General features: G+C 72.2%; 14 protein-coding genes. 10 read left to right on the plus strand and 4 right to left on the minus strand.

The window, feature by feature from the left end:
• Positions 1-156 precede the first annotated feature (156 nt).
• From xseA to ABZ951_RS10220, 3 genes are all read left to right on the plus strand, one after another.
• Complete coding sequence (gene xseA / locus ABZ951_RS10210; RefSeq protein WP_344095536.1) at positions 157-1,392, plus strand: exodeoxyribonuclease VII large subunit; 1,236 nt, start codon at positions 157-159, stop codon at positions 1,390-1,392.
• Between the two features lie 10 nt (positions 1,393-1,402).
• A complete protein-coding gene (locus tag ABZ951_RS10215; protein ID WP_344095534.1) occupies positions 1,403-1,654 on the plus strand; it encodes an exodeoxyribonuclease VII small subunit in 252 nt (83 codons plus the stop codon).
• A gap of 135 nt (positions 1,655-1,789) precedes the next feature.
• Entirely contained in the window at positions 1,790-2,380 is a 591-nt protein-coding gene (locus ABZ951_RS10220) for a malonic semialdehyde reductase (protein WP_344095532.1), read from the plus strand.
• A 45-nt stretch (positions 2,381-2,425) separates the two neighbouring features.
• On the opposite strand, the gene ABZ951_RS10225 is transcribed toward ABZ951_RS10220, so the two are convergent.
• Positions 2,426-3,106 carry a DUF4245 domain-containing protein gene (locus ABZ951_RS10225; protein ID WP_344095530.1) on the minus strand — a complete coding sequence of 227 codons (681 nt, stop codon included), beginning with the start codon at positions 3,104-3,106 and terminating at the stop codon, positions 2,426-2,428.
• A gap of 75 nt (positions 3,107-3,181) precedes the next feature.
• On the opposite strand from ABZ951_RS10225, the gene glpX reads away from it, so the two are divergent.
• Complete coding sequence (gene glpX, locus ABZ951_RS10230) at positions 3,182-4,213, plus strand: class II fructose-bisphosphatase (RefSeq protein WP_344095528.1); 1,032 nt, start codon at positions 3,182-3,184, stop codon at positions 4,211-4,213.
• 92 nt (positions 4,214-4,305) lie between these two features.
• On the opposite strand, the gene ABZ951_RS10235 is transcribed toward glpX, so the two are convergent.
• Both ABZ951_RS10235 and ABZ951_RS10240 read right to left on the minus strand, forming a co-directional pair.
• Entirely contained in the window at positions 4,306-4,662 is a 357-nt protein-coding gene (locus tag ABZ951_RS10235) for a WhiB family transcriptional regulator (RefSeq protein WP_344095526.1), read from the minus strand.
• 171 nt (positions 4,663-4,833) lie between these two features.
• Positions 4,834-5,493, minus strand: coding sequence for a DUF1707 domain-containing protein (locus ABZ951_RS10240; protein ID WP_344095524.1), 660 nt, complete (start codon positions 5,491-5,493; stop codon positions 4,834-4,836).
• A gap of 157 nt (positions 5,494-5,650) precedes the next feature.
• Between ABZ951_RS10240 and ABZ951_RS10245 the strand changes: the two genes are divergently transcribed.
• Complete coding sequence (locus ABZ951_RS10245; protein WP_344095522.1) at positions 5,651-7,318, plus strand: fumarate hydratase; 1,668 nt, start codon at positions 5,651-5,653, stop codon at positions 7,316-7,318.
• A gap of 106 nt (positions 7,319-7,424) precedes the next feature.
• On the opposite strand, the gene ABZ951_RS10250 is transcribed toward ABZ951_RS10245, so the two are convergent.
• Positions 7,425-8,960: a ricin-type beta-trefoil lectin domain protein gene (locus tag ABZ951_RS10250; RefSeq protein WP_344095520.1), complete on the minus strand. Its 1,536-nt coding sequence runs from the start codon at positions 8,958-8,960 to the stop codon at positions 7,425-7,427.
• A gap of 107 nt (positions 8,961-9,067) precedes the next feature.
• On the opposite strand from ABZ951_RS10250, the gene ABZ951_RS10255 reads away from it, so the two are divergent.
• The 5 genes from ABZ951_RS10255 (at position 9,068) to ABZ951_RS10275 (ending at position 15,977) form a co-directional block, all read left to right on the plus strand.
• Positions 9,068-10,462 carry a class II fumarate hydratase gene (locus ABZ951_RS10255; RefSeq protein ID WP_344095518.1) on the plus strand — a complete coding sequence of 465 codons (1,395 nt, stop codon included), beginning with the start codon at positions 9,068-9,070 and terminating at the stop codon, positions 10,460-10,462.
• 131 nt (positions 10,463-10,593) lie between these two features.
• Positions 10,594-11,313, plus strand: a complete 720-nt coding sequence (locus ABZ951_RS10260) for a DUF402 domain-containing protein (RefSeq protein WP_344095516.1) — start codon at positions 10,594-10,596, stop codon at positions 11,311-11,313.
• 147 nt (positions 11,314-11,460) lie between these two features.
• Positions 11,461-12,135, plus strand: a complete 675-nt coding sequence (locus ABZ951_RS10265) for a class I SAM-dependent methyltransferase (protein ID WP_361279603.1) — start codon at positions 11,461-11,463, stop codon at positions 12,133-12,135.
• A gap of 56 nt (positions 12,136-12,191) precedes the next feature.
• Entirely contained in the window at positions 12,192-14,327 is a 2,136-nt protein-coding gene (locus tag ABZ951_RS10270; RefSeq protein WP_361279605.1) for an ATP-binding SpoIIE family protein phosphatase, read from the plus strand.
• A 186-nt stretch (positions 14,328-14,513) separates the two neighbouring features.
• Positions 14,514-15,977, plus strand: coding sequence for a catalase (locus ABZ951_RS10275; protein WP_344095084.1), 1,464 nt, complete (start codon positions 14,514-14,516; stop codon positions 15,975-15,977).
• Positions 15,978-16,033: the final 56 nt, after the last annotated feature.

A 16,033-nucleotide genomic window follows, 5' to 3' on the forward strand; every position in this document is an offset into this window, starting at 1 on the left:
GGGTTTGCTCGTGCCCCCGAGGGCCGCGGCGCGCCGTGGGGGCGCGACCACAACGGCGGGACGGGCTGATTCTGGCTGAGCTCGGCCAGGATCAGCCCGTCCGGCGTTTAGGGGGGCACCCCCAAACCAAGGCCGCCAGGCCCTAGGCTCCCTGCCATGGCTCTCCACACGTCCCCCGACGCGCCGATCCCCGTAGGGCAGGTGTCCCGGCTGATCGGCGGGTGGATCGACCGGCTGGGCGCGGTCTGGGTCGAGGGGCAGATCACCCAGCTGTCGCGGCGGCCCGGCGCCGGCGTGGTGTTCCTGACGCTGCGCGACCCGTCGCACGACATCTCCCTGTCCGTCACCTGCTACCGCGCGGTCTTCGACCAGGTCGCCGACGTGGTCTCCGAGGGAGCCCGGGTCGTCGTGCAGGCCAAGCCCGAGTGGTATGCGCCGCGCGGCTCGCTGTCGCTGCGGGCCACCGAGATCAAGCCGGTGGGCGTCGGCGAGCTGCTGGCGCGGCTGGAGCAGCTGAAGAAGTCGCTCGCGGCGGAGGGTCTGTTCGCCGCGGACCGCAAGCGGCCGCTGCCGTTCCTCCCCCAGCTCATCGGGCTGGTCTGCGGGCGCGCCTCGGCCGCCGAACGGGACGTGCTGGAGAACGCCCGGCACCGCTGGCCGGCGGTCCGCTTCGAGGTCCGCAACGTCCCCGTTCAGGGCGTGCACGCGGTCCCGCAGGTCATCGAGGCGGTCACGGAGCTGGACGCCGCCCCGGAGGTGGACGTGATCATCGTGGCGCGCGGCGGCGGCAGCGTGGAGGACCTGCTGCCGTTCTCGGACGAGCGGCTCGTCCGGGCGGTGGCCGGCTGCCGGACGCCGGTGGTGTCGGCGATCGGGCACGAGCCGGACTCCCCGCTGCTCGACCTCGTGGCCGACCTGCGCGCCTCCACCCCGACGGACGCCGCGAAGCGGGTGGTGCCGGACGTCGGCGAGGAGCTGGTGCGGGTCCGGCAGCTGCGCGAGCGGGGGCTGCGCTGCGTCACGGCCCACGTCGAGCGCGAGGAGCGCGGCCTGGCGGCGCTGCGGGCGCGCCCGAGCGTGGAGCGGCCGCAGCGGATGGTCGAGGAGCGGGAGGCCCAGGTGGCCGCGCTCGCCGACCGGGGGCGGCGCACGCTCGGCCACCTGCTGGACCGGGCGGAGTCGGAGCTGACGCACACCCGCGCGCGCGTGGTGGCCCTGTCCCCCGCGGCGACGCTGCGCCGCGGCTACGCGGTCCTCCAGCGCGCGGACGGGTCGGTGGTGCGGGTGCCCGGCGAGGTGGCGCCGGAGGAGGAGCTGCGGGCGCGGGTCGCGGAGGGCGAGTTCACGGTGCGGGCCGTCGCCGCGCCGCCGGCTGTCCCACCCCCCGCATAGGCTGGGTGCCATGGCGAAGACGGATGCGACGGCCGAGAGCAACGGCGCCGGCGAGAGCGTTCTGGGGTACGAGCAGGCGCGGGACGAGCTGATCGACGTGGTGCGCCGCCTGGAGGCGGGGGGCACCACGCTGGAGGAGTCGCTGGCGCTGTGGGAGCGCGGCGAGGAGCTGTCGAAGGTCTGCCGGCACTGGCTGGAGGGCGCGCGGGCGCGGCTGGACGCGGCGCTGGCGGAGTCCGGGGGCGGCGAGGGGACGGGCTGACCGCCCGTCGGAAGCCCCCTTACGTGAGTCGCGTCACAAGGATTTCATTTTAGTTGAAACTTCACACACTTCGCGTAGAGTGGTGTCATCACCATGACCATCCGCACGCAAAATACGCAAAAGAAGGTGTTCTCGATGACTCTCGCCCTCGACTCCGCAGCCCAGGACCTGCTCTTCCGTGAGGCGCGCACCGCCAACGCCTTCTCCGACGAGCCGGTGACCGACGAGCAGATGCAGGCCGTCTACGACCTGGTCAAGTACGCCCCCACCGCGTTCAACCAGACGCCCCTGCGCGTCGTCCTGGTCCGCTCCGAGGAGGCCCGTGAGCGCCTCGTGGCGCACATGGCCGAGGGCAACCGGCCCAAGACCCGCACCGCGCCGCTCGTCGCCATCCTCGCCGCGGACAACGAGTTCCACGAGGAGCTGCCGACGCTCTTCCCGCACTTCCCGCAGGCCAAGGACATGTTCTTCGCCGAGCGCCCGGCCCGTGAGAAGTCGGCCGCGCTCAACGGCGCCCTGCAGGCCGCGTACTTCATCGTCGGCATCCGCGCCGCCGGTCTGGCCGCCGGCCCGATGACGGGCTTCGACGCCGCGGGCGTGCAGAAGGAGTTCCTCGACGACGACCACACCCCGCTGATGGTCGTCAACATCGGCAAGCCGGGCGAGAACGCCTCGTACCCGCGCTCGCCGCGCCTGTCCTACGAGGACGTCGTCACGACCGTCTGACCGCCCCGTCCCCCATGGGGGACCAGGCGGCCCCGGCCGTCGCACTCAGGATCCGTTCCCGGCCTTCGCGGCCTTCTCGGCCTTGAGCGCGGCGGCCATTTCCGTGAGCCGCTCGAACGAGGCGGTACCGGTGACCACCGTCGTCACCCCGCGCTCCTCGCGCACCAGGGCGTCGTACTTCTCGCCCTCGTAGCGCTGCCAGGCGGCGCCGCCGATCTGCTGCGTCTGCTTCGTCTTCACCGCGCCCCGGCTCACGCTGTCGACGAAGGCGGCCACCGGGCCGTCGCTCTGCTCGACCGCGACGTACTGCCGCTGCGGGTCGAGGAAGCCCAGGTGCCAGGCGGAGCCGTCCTTGCTGCCCGGCGTGTACGAGACCGACGTCGCGCGCCAGCCCTCGCCCAGACCCTCGGGCGCCGCCACGGCGTACGGCGCGGCGCGCCGCACCGCGTCGAGCTCCACGCGGTAGCTGACGGTCCGCACCGGATCCTTGCCGCTGTCGTGCGGGATGAAGAAATAGCCGACGAAGGCGACGGGGATCACCACCGCCATCGAGAGCAACATGTTCCGTACGGTCTGCGTCTTGCCGTTCCTACCTGCCACGCCCCTATAGTCCCCCACGCCCCCGGAGATCTTGACGGCGGTGGTCCCCTGCGGTCGCGCCGCGACCTTGACGCCGCTCATGCGTGGGGCGCTCTGCTCACTCTCGCAGTAAACAGATAAAGTCATCAGCACCCTCACCCTCTGCCCCCTTCGGGGGACGAGAGGCTCCACGGCCGTCGCCGTACAGAAAGGTGCGCTCCGATGACCGATCATCATCTGCCGTCTCCGCTCGAGGTCAGCCCCGAGGCCCCCGACCGCAACCTCGCCCTGGAGCTCGTCCGGGTCACCGAGGCCGGCGCCATGGCGTCGGGCCGCTGGGTCGGCCGTGGCGACAAGGACGGCGCGGACGGCGCCGCGGTCAAGGCCATGCGCGCCCTCATCAACACCGTCTCCATGAACGGCGTGGTCGTCATCGGTGAGGGCGAGAAGGACAACGCGCCCATGCTGTACAACGGCGAGCGCGTGGGCGACGGGACCGGCGCCGAGTGCGACGTCGCCGTGGACCCCGTGGACGGCACCACCCTGACCGCCAAGGGCATGGCCAACGCGGTCTCCGTCATGGCCGTCGCCGACCGCGGCTCCATGTTCGACCCGTCCGCCGTCTTCTACATGGACAAGCTGGTCACCGGCCCCGAGGCGGCCGACTACGTCGACATCAACGCGCCCGTGGCCGTCAACATCCGCCGCGTCGCGAAGGCGAAGCACTCCTCCCCCGAGGACGTGACGGTCGTCGTCCTGGACCGCCCCCGCCACGACGGCATCGTCCGGGAGATCCGCGAGGCCGGCGCCCGCATCAAGTTCATCTCCGACGGCGACGTGGCCGGCGCGATCATGGCCGTGCGCGAGGGCACGGGCGTCGACATGCTGCTGGGCATCGGCGGCACGCCGGAGGGCATCATCGCGGCCTGTGCGATCAAGTGCCTCGGCGGCACGATCCAGACGAAGCTGTGGCCCAAGGACGCCGAGGAGCGTCAGCGGGCGCTGGACGCGGGCCACGACCTGGAGAAGGTCCTGCACACCCACGACCTCGTCAGCGGCGAGAACGTCTTCTTCGTCGCCACCGGTATCACCGACGGCGAGCTGCTGCGCGGGGTGCGCTACCGCGCGGAGACCGCGACGACGCAGTCGCTCGTCATGCGGTCGAAGTCGGGCACCATCCGGCAGATCGACTCCACGCACCGGCTGTCGAAGCTGCGCGCCTACAGCACGGTGGACTTCGAGCGCCCCAGCTGAGCCCCGGCGGCCCGGCGCCGCTCACACCACGGGCCGGGCCCCGCCGCATTGTCCGGCGGGGCCCGGCCCGGCCCGTGAAAAAGTGCGCCCGCTCAGCCGGCGGCCGCGATGTGCTGGGAGCGCTGCAGCTCCGCCTCGCGCCGGCGCCTGCGGGCCAGGACCACCCGGCGCTCGGCCGCGGTCAGCCCGCCCCACACCCCGTAGGGCTCCGGCTGGAGCAGCGCGTGCTCGCGGCATTCGACCATCACCGGGCAGCGGGCGCAGACCCGCTTGGCGGCCTCCTCGCGGGAGAGCCGCGCGGCCGTGGGTTCCTTGGATGGTGCGAAGAAGAGCCCGGCTTCATCCCGGCGGCACACCGCCTCCGAATGCCAGGGGCCGGCCTGATCCCGGGCGGCAATCCGCTGGGACGGTACGGCGGCTTCCTGCAGGGGCTGATGCGGTAGCAGCACGGTCTACTCCTGACGACGGCTTAGCTGGCCGATTGAGTCACCTTTGCCCGTCTCCACTGCGCACGGCCATTCGCACCGGCAGCCGTACGAGAGACGATGCACCAAGCTTTACCCGCTGTGCGCGCGCTTATTCACACCGTTGCCATGACCGGAACGCCGCAGGCCGCCGGGTCAGCCGCCCGCGCGGAGGTTCTTGAGCCGCTTGCCCTTCCGCGGCTTGGCCTCCACCCCGCCGAAAGCAGCGAAACCCGTGACCGAGACGACCGGGGCGTCCGGGTCGTCGGCCTCGTGGACCGCCACGTCGAAACCGCCGAAGACGCCGGTTCCGGAGCAGCGCAGGGTGACGTTCTCCGGGACCTTGACGGTGACGCCGCCGAAGAGGGCGAGGACGTTGACGACGACCTCCCGCTGTTCGAAGATCGCCTCGCTCAGGTCGATCTCCACTCCGCCGAACACCGCGAACGCGTTGGTCCGCCGCGTCACGCGCCGGCGGCCCCGGCGGACGGCGCCGCCGAAGACGGCGACCAGGTTCTCGGAGTTCTCCAGGGGCGGGCCCGAGGGGCGCACCGAGGCGTCGTACGGGCGCGCGGGCGCGCCGCCGGAGAGGGCCGTTCCGTGCGGGAGCGCGGGCGGCAGATCGCGGACGAGCGGCTCCAGCTCGCCGACCGTCCGGGCCGCGTAGACCCGGCCGACCCGCTCGGCGTGCTCCTCCGCGGTGAGGCGCCCCTCACCCAGGGCCTCGCGCAGGACGTCGGCGATCCGGTCGCGGTCGGCGTCGGAGGCGCGCAACGCGGCCTCCGGGGGGCGTTTTTCCCAGGTCTGCTCTTCCACGGACAGCAGCGTAGCGACACGCGATAGATCGCGACCAGGGGTGAGTCGAGAGGTACTGAGCCTTACCTCACATACGGGGGCCCGGGCCCGAGCCCTACGCTGTTCCTGTGCTGCCGCAGATGTCAGCCGAAGCCCAGCCGAGTGAGGAATCGCCGCAATGTCTGCCCCCTCTGAGTTCGCCTATACCGACCTCCTGCCCCTGGGCGAGGACACCACCCCGTACCGCCTGGTCACCTCCGAGGGCGTGTCGACCTTCGAGGCCGACGGCCGTACGTTCCTCAAGGTCGAGCCCGAGGCGCTGCGGAAGCTGGCCGCCGAGGCGATGCACGACATCTCGCACTACCTGCGCCCCGCCCACCTCGCTCAGCTGCGCCGGATCCTCGACGACCCCGAGGCGTCGCCGAACGACAAGTTCGTCGCCCTCGACCTGCTGAAGAACGCCAACATCGCGGCAGCCGGCGTGCTGCCGATGTGCCAGGACACCGGCACGGCGATCGTCATGGGCAAGCGCGGCCAGAACGTCCTGACGCGGGGCGAGGACGAGAAGGCCCTCTCGCACGGCATCTTCGACGCGTACACGAAGCTGAACCTGCGGTACTCGCAGATGGCCCCGCTGACGATGTGGGACGAGAAGAACACCGGCTCCAACCTGCCGGCGCAGATCGAGCTGTACGCGACCGACGGCGGCGCGTACAAGTTCCTCTTCATGGCCAAGGGCGGTGGCTCGGCCAACAAGTCCTTCCTCTACCAGGAGACGAAGGCCGTCCTCAACGAGTCCTCCATGATGACGTTCCTGGAGCAGAAGATCCGCTCGCTCGGCACGGCCGCCTGCCCGCCGTACCACCTGGCGATCGTCGTGGGCGGCACCTCCGCGGAGTTCGCGCTGAAGACCGCGAAGTACGCCTCCGCGCACTACCTGGACGAGCTGCCGGCCGAGGGCTCGCCCACGGGCCACGGCTTCCGGGACAAGGAGCTGGAGGAGAAGGTCTTCGAGCTGACGCAGAAGATCGGCATCGGCGCCCAGTTCGGCGGCAAGTACTTCTGCCACGACGTGCGCGTGGTCCGCCTGCCGCGCCACGGCGCCTCGCTGCCCGTGGCCATCGCCGTCTCCTGCTCCGCCGACCGCCAGGCGGTCGCGAAGATCACCGCGGAGGGCGTCTTCCTGGAGCAGCTGGAGACCGACCCGGCGCGCTTCCTCCCCGACACCACGGACGAGCACCTCGACGAGGCGGGCGAGGTCGTGCAGATCGACCTGACCCGCCCGATGGACGAGGTCCTCGCCGAGCTGACGAAGTACCCGGTCAAGACGCGGCTGTCGCTGACCGGCCCGCTGGTCGTGGCGCGGGACATCGCGCACGCGAAGATCAAGGAGCGGCTGGACGCGGGCGAGGAGATGCCGCAGTACCTCAAGGACCACCCGGTCTACTACGCGGGCCCGGCCAAGACCCCCGAGGGCTACGCCTCCGGTTCCTTCGGCCCGACGACGGCCGGCCGCATGGATTCCTACGTCGAGCAGTTCCAGGCCGCGGGCGGCTCCAAGGTCATGCTCGCCAAGGGCAACCGCTCCCGGCAGGTGACCGACGCGTGCGGCGCGCACGGCGGCTTCTACCTCGGCTCGATCGGCGGCCCGGCGGCGCGTCTGGCGCAGGACTGCATCAAGAAGGTCGAGGTCCTGGAGTACCCGGAGCTCGGCATGGAGGCGGTCTGGAAGATCGAGGTCGAGGATTTCCCGGCGTTCATCGTCGTGGATGACAAGGGCAACGACTTCTTCACGGACCCGGCGCCGGCGCCGACGTTCACGGCGATTCCGGTGCGGTCGGCCTAGCCGGCACTCGATCGCCGGACGGGCAGCAGTGCCGCCCGTCCGGCGTTTGAGGACCGGGGTCCGGGGCGGGGCAGGGCCCCGGTTTCGGGACGGGGCGGGGCAGGGGCTACGCGAAGCGCTGTGACGCCGAGCCGTCACACTTCTGCAGCCGCAGCGCGTCCTTCCCCGTGGCCAGCGTCAGGCACAGGTCCGGCGCGGCCGTCGGCCTGAAGCCCGCATCCGTCCGTACGAACTGCTGGTTCGTACCCCCGTGGCAGTTCCACAGCACCACCGCCGTGCCCGCGCGATACGCGCCCTGCGGCACGTCCACGCACCGGTCGTGCGTCAGCGCGGAGTGCAGGGACTTCCGCCCCGCGTCGTACCACCACTCCTGGTTGCGGGTGCCGCCGCACGGCCAGCCGCCCACCTGGGTGCCGTTGGCGGTGGCCGCGCCGTAGGCGTCCACGCAGGTGCCCGTCGCCGCGTTCTTCAGCGGCCGGTAGGCGTCGTCCCAGCCACCCGGGTAGAGCTGCGGCTCGCCCGTGCTCGCCGGGTCGGCGCAGCCGGCCTCGCGGTGGCCGGAGCGGTAGAGGTCGCTCAGGCAGGACGCGAAGGCGCCGTGGCCGCGTCGGTTGGGGTGGAAGGACTGCCGGACGGAGTTGGCGTCCGGCGGGAAGGGGTTGGCGACGTCCACGTAGAGGCCGCGCGCCCAGGTGTCTTCCATGCACGTCTCGTGGCCGTGGAAGAGGCGTGAGTTGTCGAGGTAGAGGGCGCCGGTGTTCCGGGCCGCCCGGCGCATGCCGCGTTCGAAGGCGGGCACCGCGGCGTTGCGGCCCCAGGCGGCGTCGGAGGTGTGGCCGACGCAGCCGCCGGGGAGCTTGCCGGGGAAGTCCGGGTTGTCTTCGAAGTCGGGGCCGATGGGGCTGGGGTAGCCCATGAGGACGAGCTTGTAGTCGCCGGTGGTGTAGCCCGCGTCCGCCATCACCGTCCGCAGGTCCCGGACGGTCTGTTCGACCTTGGGCACCAGGCCGTCGACGCGGGCCTGCCAGCCGGGGGCGTACTTGGGCTCGCAAGTGCCCTGGAGGGTCAGGTAGCGGGTGACGCAGTCGGTCATCACGGGACCGAACTGGAGGTCGTCGTTGGCCCCGGCGACGAGCACGATCATCTTGACCCGCGTGTTGCGGGCCTTGATCGCGAGGTTGTCGCTCTGGACGAGCTCGTCCGCGTACTGCTTGTTCCCCCCGATGCGGATGTTCGTGGTGTCCGCGCCGGAGCAGGAGACGTTGTAGGTGACGTCCGCGGGGATCGTCGTGCGGTGGATGGCGGCGTCGGGCGAGCGGTGGCACCAGTTGGCCGGGCCGTTCGTGCCGGCTTCGTAGGTGCCGACGCCCTCGCCGGAGATCTCGCTGTCGCCGAGCGAGACGAGCGAGGTCTTGCGCTGGTCCAGGGGGCGCGGGGCGGAGTCCCCGTAGAGCTTGGCGGCCTCGGCCGCGCGGATCTTCTCCAGCTCGGCCGGCAGGGGGGTGGCGGAGGTGAAGGACGGGCCAGAAGGCGTGAGCGGCCGCGCCTGGGCGGCGGGTCCGGTGAGCGCCGTGCCGCCGAGCACCGCGGTGAGCGCGGCGACGGCGGCGAGCGTACTGCGCAGGGTGGGTCTGCGTGGCATGGAGCCTCCCGGTTTCTTTTGTTACCCGCGGTATTTACTAGCCGGTAAGCACTCTTGGGAACACTGTGAACAAGACAAACGCTGTGTTTGTCAGGAGGTAAGCGACCATGACCGACAGTGAGCAGTACCGGACCGAGCACGACTCCATGGGAGAGGTCCGGGTTCCCGCGCACGCCAAGTGGCGGGCGCAGACCCAGCGGGCGGTGGAGAACTTCCCCGTCAGCGGGCAGCGGCTGGAGCGGGCGCACATCGAGGCCCTGGGCCGGATCAAGGCCGCCGCGGCCAAGGTCAACGCCGAGCTGGGCGTCGTGGAGCGGGACATCGCGGCCGCCGTGGCGGAGGCCGCCGAGGAGGTCGCCGAGGGCCGCTGGGACGAGCACTTCCCCATCGACGTCTTCCAGACCGGCTCGGGCACGTCCTCCAACATGAACACCAATGAGGTCGTCGCCACCCTCGCCACCGAGCGGCTCGGCCGCGACGTGCACCCCAACGACCACGTCAACGCCTCGCAGAGCTCTAACGACGTGTTCCCCTCCAGCATCCACATCGCCGCCACCGCGGCCGTCACCCGCGATCTGGTGCCGGCGCTGGAGCACCTCGCCGAGGCGCTGGAGCGCAAGGCCGCGGAGTTCGCCGAGGTCGTCAAGTCCGGCCGCACCCACCTGATGGACGCCACGCCCGTCACCCTCGGCCAGGAGTTCGGCGGCTACGCGGCGCAGGTCCGCTACGGCGTCGAGCGGCTGCGCGCGTCCCTGCCGCGGCTCGCCGAACTGCCCCTGGGCGGTACGGCCGTGGGCACCGGCATCAACACCCCGCCGGGGTTCGCCGCCGCCGTCATCGCCGAGGTCGCCCGCACCACCGGCCTGCCGCTGACCGAGGCCCGCGACCACTTCGAGGCGCAGGGCGCCCGCGACGGGCTGGTGGAGACCAGCGGTCAGCTGCGCACGATCGCGGTCGGCCTGACGAAGATCTGCAACGACCTGCGCTGGATGGCGTCCGGGCCGCGCACCGGACTCGCCGAGATCAACATCCCCGACCTCCAGCCGGGCTCGTCGATCATGCCGGGCAAGGTCAACCCCGTCGTCCCCGAGGCCGTCCTGATGGTGGCCGCCCAGGTCACCGGCAACGATCTGACCGTGGCCACGGCGGGCGCCGCGGGCAACTTCGAACTCAACGTGATGCTGCCGGTGATGGCGAAGAACCTCCTGGAGTCCGTGCGGCTGCTCGCCAACGTCTCCCGGCTGCTCGCCGACCGCACGGTCGACGGCATCACCGCCAACGCCGAGCGCGCCCGGGAGTACGCCGAGTCCTCGCCGTCCGTCGTCACACCCCTCAACCGCTACATCGGGTACGAGGAGGCCGCCAAGGTGGCCAAGAAGTCCCTTGCGGAGCGCAAGACGATCCGCGAGGTCGTCCTGGAATCCGGATACGTCGACCGCGGCCTGCTGACAAAGGAGCAGCTCGACGAGGCGCTGGACGTGCTGCGGATGACCCGCCCGTGAACCCCGGGCGGGCTCCGCGCGGGCCCGCCCGTCAACCCGGTCCGTCAACCGGTCGCCGCACCGGCAGCCGGTCCGGACCTTTGCGGTGCACATCACGGCGCATTCGTGGTCAGGGCACCTAAGATCTGCGCATGACAGCGGACACGGTGGACACGACGGGCACAGCCGGCGCCGCCCCCTGGGCGCCGGGGGACCACATCCTCTGGCGCTACCGGGGCAACGCCGCGGGCGACCGGGTCCACATCTGCCGCCCCGTCACCGTGGTCCAGGACACCGCCGAGCTCCTCGCCGTCTGGATGGCCCCCGGCACCGAGTGCGTCAAGCCACTGCTCACCGATGGCACACCCATCCACCAGGAGCCGCTGGCCACCCGCTACACCAAGCCGCGCACCACCGTCCGCGACCGCTGGTTCGGGGCGGGCGTGCTCAAGCTCGCCCGGCCCGGCGAGCCGTGGTCGGTCTGGCTGTTCTGGGGCCGTGACTGGCGCTTCAAGAACTGGTACGTGAACCTTGAGGAGCCGCTCGCGCGCTGGGCGGGCGGGGTGGATTCCGAGGACCACTTCCTGGACATCGCCGTCTACCCCGACCGCAGTTGGGAGTGGAAGGACGAGGACGAGTTCGCCCAGGCGCAGCAGGTGGGCTTGATGTCGGCGGCCCGCGCCCGGCGGGTGCGGGCGGCCGGGCGGGCCGCGGTGGAGCGGATCGAGGCGTGGGGGGCGCCGTTCGCCGCGGGCTGGGAGGACTGGCGGCCGGACCCCGCGTGGCGGGTGCCCGCGCTCCCGGACGACTGGGACCGCTCCCCCGCCCGGGCCGGCGCGAAGGCCCCCTCGAACGGCGTCCGGGGGCGGTGATCCGCGGATCGGCCCCGGGAACCGCTTGGCAGGGTCCCGAGGGGCAACCGTAGGATCAGGCTCCGCGATACTGCACAGCAGCACGGCACGACAGAGCACGGCATGTGACGCATGATCACAGACCACGGTCAGGGAGAGGGCGGAGCCGTGAGCGGTGACGACCAGCGGGACTACGACGGCTACGCCCGCTTAGGGCTGGACCGCACCGGGCAGGCCGAGGCGTTCGACGCGATCGGCGACCGCTACGACGAGGCGTTCCCGCACAAGGAGGGCCAGCTCGACTCCGGTGCCTGGCTGGCGCGCACGCTGCCGCCCGGCTCCCGCGTCCTGGACCTGGGCTGCGGGACGGGCATCCCGACCGCCCGGCAGCTCGCCGAGGCCGGGCACGACGTCGTCGGCGTCGACATCTCCTCCGGCATGCTCGCCCTCGCGCGCGCCAACGTGCCCGGAGCGCACTTCGTCGAGGCGGACCTGGCGACGCTGCGGGACGGCAGGCTCGGCTCCTTTGACGGAGTCGCCGCCTTCTTCACCCTGCTGATGCTGCCCCGCCCGGAGATACCGCACGCGCTGCGGATGCTGCACGGCCTGCTGAGACCGGGGGGCCTGCTGGCGCTCTCGATGGTCGAGGCCGACGTGGACGACTTCTCCATGCCGTTCCTGGGCCACTCGATCCGGGTATCCGGATACCTGCGGGACGAATTGCGCCAGGTCGTGTGCGAAGCGGGTTTTGAAGTCGCCGGGGAAAGCTCGCCGGCGTACGCCCCGGCGAGTACGGACGTACCACCCGAGATCCAGCTCTTCTTCAATCTGCGACGCGCCTGACCCACGGTGCGCCCTCTGCGACCGGGCGTGCAGCCCCGACGGATGGAACCCCACGCGTGACGGAGCATCCCAACTCCCACGGAAGCCAGCGGACCGCAGCGGTGCGGCAGTCCGCCGCGCCCGCCCCCGCGCCGGCCGTGCCCGCGCACGGCCCGGAAGCCACCGCGGCCCGCCTGCCGCGGCAGCCGTCCGGCTCCGGCACACCGGCGCAGACCCCGCGCGAGCGGAGCCGCGCCGAGGCGCACCCCGAGCCGGCCGGGCCCGAGGACTGCGCCCGGGCCGGCGGTGACGCCCACGCCGGGCCCGACGGTGCCACCCGGGCGGCCGCCCGGCAGGACGGCGACGCCCCGGCCGGGGCCGGGCCCGCTCCGGGCAGCCGCACCCGCGCGGCCCTCGACTCCGGCGCCGGGGACGGCGTGCCGGGCGGCCCGGGCCCGGCGGCGCCCGGGGCCACCGGCGGGGAGCGGCTGCGGTTCGTCGGCGCGGCGACCCGGCGGATCGCCCGGGGCATCGACCTCGACGAGATCGTGCTGGGCCTGTGCCGGGCCACCGTGCCGACGTTCGCCGACGCGATCCTGGTCTATCTGCGCGACCCGCTCCCGGTGGGCGACGAGCGGCCCGTGGGCCCGGTCGTGCTGCGGCTGCGCCGCACCGACCAGCTGCCCGAGCACGTCCGCGGGCTGGGCGAGGCGCTCGGGGTCCCCGACGCCCTCTCCCCGCCGGTCGGCGCCGAGGGCCGGAGCGATCCGGCCACCGATCTGGCGGGCGCCGCGGCCGAGCGCTGCGAGGTCCGCATAGGAGGGCCGCTCGCGGAGGTGCTGCGAGGGGTCAGACCGGTCTTCGGCGACTCCTCCGCCGCGCGGGCGGCGCTCCCGGAGCTGCTGGGCGAGGGCCGGTGCGTCCCGGACCGGCACCGCACGATCCTCGCGCCCCTGCGGGGGCGCCGGCGGGTGATCGGCGCGGCGGTGTTCATACGCCGCGCGGACCGGGCCGCGTTCGAAGGCGACGACCTCCTGGTGGCGGCGCAGCTGGCCACCCACACCGCCCTCGGTGTCGACAAGGCGGTGCTCTACGGCCGCGAGGTGTACATCGCGGACGAGCTGCAGCGCACGATGCTCCCCGACTCCCTGCCCCAGCCGACCGGCGTCCGGCTCGCCAGCCGCTACCTCCCGGCCGCCGAGACCGCCCGGGTGGGCGGCGACTGGTACGACGCGATCCCGCTGCCGGGCAACCGGGTGGCGCTCGTCGTCGGTGACGTCATGGGGCACTCCATGACCTCCGCCGCGATCATGGGCCAGCTGCGCACCACCGCCCAGACCCTCGCGGGCCTGGACCTGCCGCCGGCCGAGGTGCTGCACCACCTGGACGAGCAGGCGCAGCGGCTGGGCTCGGACCGCATGGCCACCTGCCTGTACGCGGTGTACGACCCGGTCGCGCACCGCATCGTCATCGCCAACGCCGGGCATCCGCCGCCCATACTGCTGCACCGCGGCGGCCGGGCGGAGGTGCTGCGGGTGCCGCCGGGCGCGCCGATCGGCGTGGGCGGGGTGGACTTCGAGGCCGTGGAGCTGGACGCGCCCGCCGGGGCGACCCTGCTGCTGTACACCGACGGCCTGGTGGAGTCCCGGATACGGGACGTGTGGACCGGCATAGAGCAGCTGCGGGAGCGGCTGATCGAGACGGCCCGGCTGACCGGCCCCAACCCGCCGCCGCTGGAGCCGTTGTGCGACGAGGTGCTGGGCATGCTGGGCCCCGGCGACCGGGACGACGACATCGCCCTGCTCGCGGCCCGGTTCGAGGGCATCGCGCCCAGCGACGTGGCGTACTGGTTCCTCGACCCGCGTCCCCAGACGGCCCGTCAGGCGCGCCGGCTGGCGAAGCGGGCGCTGACGCGCTGGGGCCTGGAGGAGCTGACGGACGGGGTGGAGCTGCTGGTCAGCGAGGTGATCACCAATGCCGTGCGGTACGCCGAGCGGCCGATCACGCTGCGGCTGCTGCGCACGGACGTGCTGCGCTGCGAGGTCGGCGACGACGTTCCGCAGCTGCCCAGGCTGCGGCAGGCCAGGCCCTCGGACGAGGGCGGCCGGGGTCTGTATCTGGTGAACAGGCTGGCCAGGCGGTGGGGGGCCACCCGGCTGAGCACAGGGAAGGTGGTCTGGTTCGAGCTGGCGCTGCCCGCGCACGCCCGCTGAGGCACGCACCGCCGCCGGGTCGTTACCGGCGGATACGTCCGTACGCGGTGGAATTCTGGACAGTGTCCGGGGACCTGTTGCCGACAGGGCGTCGGCGGAGTTGACTGGCCCGGGTGGAGGGTGATGCGCACGCGCCCTCACCCCTCGCCCGTGCTCTCGCCCATCGCCCGTTCCGGGAGGCGTCCCATGAGTGACTCGGCGCAACAGACCCCGTACACGACGAACAACGCCGGGATCCCGGTGGAGAGCGACGAACACTCGCTCACCATCGGTGACACCGGCCCCATCCTGCTCCAGGACCACTACCTGATCGAGAAGATGGCCCAGTTCAACCGGGAACGGGTCCCCGAGCGGGTGGTGCACGCCAAGGGCGGCGGCGCCTACGGCTTCTTCGAAGTCACCGAGGACGTCAGCCAGTTCACCAAGGCGGACCTCTTCCAGCCGGGCAGGCGCTGCGAGGTGCTGGCCCGCTTCTCGACCGTCGCCGGCGAGCAGGGCAGCCCCGACACCTGGCGCGACCCGCGCGGCTTCGCGCTGAAGTTCTACACCGAGCACGGCAACTACGACCTGGTGGGCAACAACACCCCGGTCTTCTTCGTCCGGGACCCGCAGAAGTTCCAGGACTTCATCCGCAGCCAGAAGCGCCACCCGCGCACCGGGCTGCGCAACAACGACATGCAGTGGGACTTCTGGACGCTGTCGCCGGAGTCCGCGCACATGGTCACCTGGCTGATGGGCGACCGCGGCGTCCCCAGGACGTGGCGGCACATGAACGGCTACGGCTCGCACACGTTCATGTGGGTGAACGCGGGCGGCGAGCGGTTCTGGGTGAAGTACCACATCAAGACCGACCAGGGCATCGACTTCCTCACCCAGGAGGAGGCCGACCAGCTCGCCGGGTCGGACGCCGACAAGCACCGCCGGGATCTGTTCGAGGCCATCGAGAGCGGGAACGCCCCCTCGTGGACGATGCACGTCCAGGTCATGCCGTTCGACGACGCGGCGGACTACCGCTTCAACCCGTTCGACCTCACCAAGGTCTGGCCGCACGGCGACTACCCGCTGATCGAGGTCGGCCGGATGACGCTGAACAAGAACCCCGAGGACTACTTCGTCCACATCGAGCAGGCGGCGTTCGAGCCGTCCAATCTGGTGCCGGGCATCGGCCCGTCCCCGGACAAGATGCTGCTGGGCCGGCTGTTCTCCTACCCGGACACCCACCGCTACCGCATCGGGCCGAACTACGCGCAGCTGCCGCCGAACCGGCCGCACTCGCCGGTCAACTCGTACGCGAAGGACGGCCCGATGCGCTACGAGCCGTCGCGCACGAGCGCGGTGTACGCGCCCAACTCCTACGGCGGCCCGGCGGCCGACACCGGGCGCTTCGGGTCCCCGGCGGGCTGGGCGGCGGCGGGCGAGATGGTCCGCGAGGCGTACAAGCTGCACCGCGAGGACGACGACTGGGGCCAGGCCGGGACGATGGTCCGCCAGGTCCTCGACGACGCCGCGCGCGACCGGCTGGTCGGCAACGTCTCCGGCCATCTGCGCCAGGGCGTCACCCGGCCGGTGCTGGACCGCGCGCTGGCGTACTGGCGCAATGTCGACAAGAACATCGGCGACCGCATCGCTACGGCGGTCAACGGGAGCTGACCCACGGAGAAACGGCCGCCGGCCGCGCGAGTGAGCGCGGCCGGCGGCCGTTTTGC

It is taken from the genome of Streptomyces sp. NPDC046215, from assembly GCF_040646215.1.
Classification (GTDB): Bacteria; Actinomycetota; Actinomycetes; order Streptomycetales; family Streptomycetaceae; genus Streptomyces; species Streptomyces stramineus.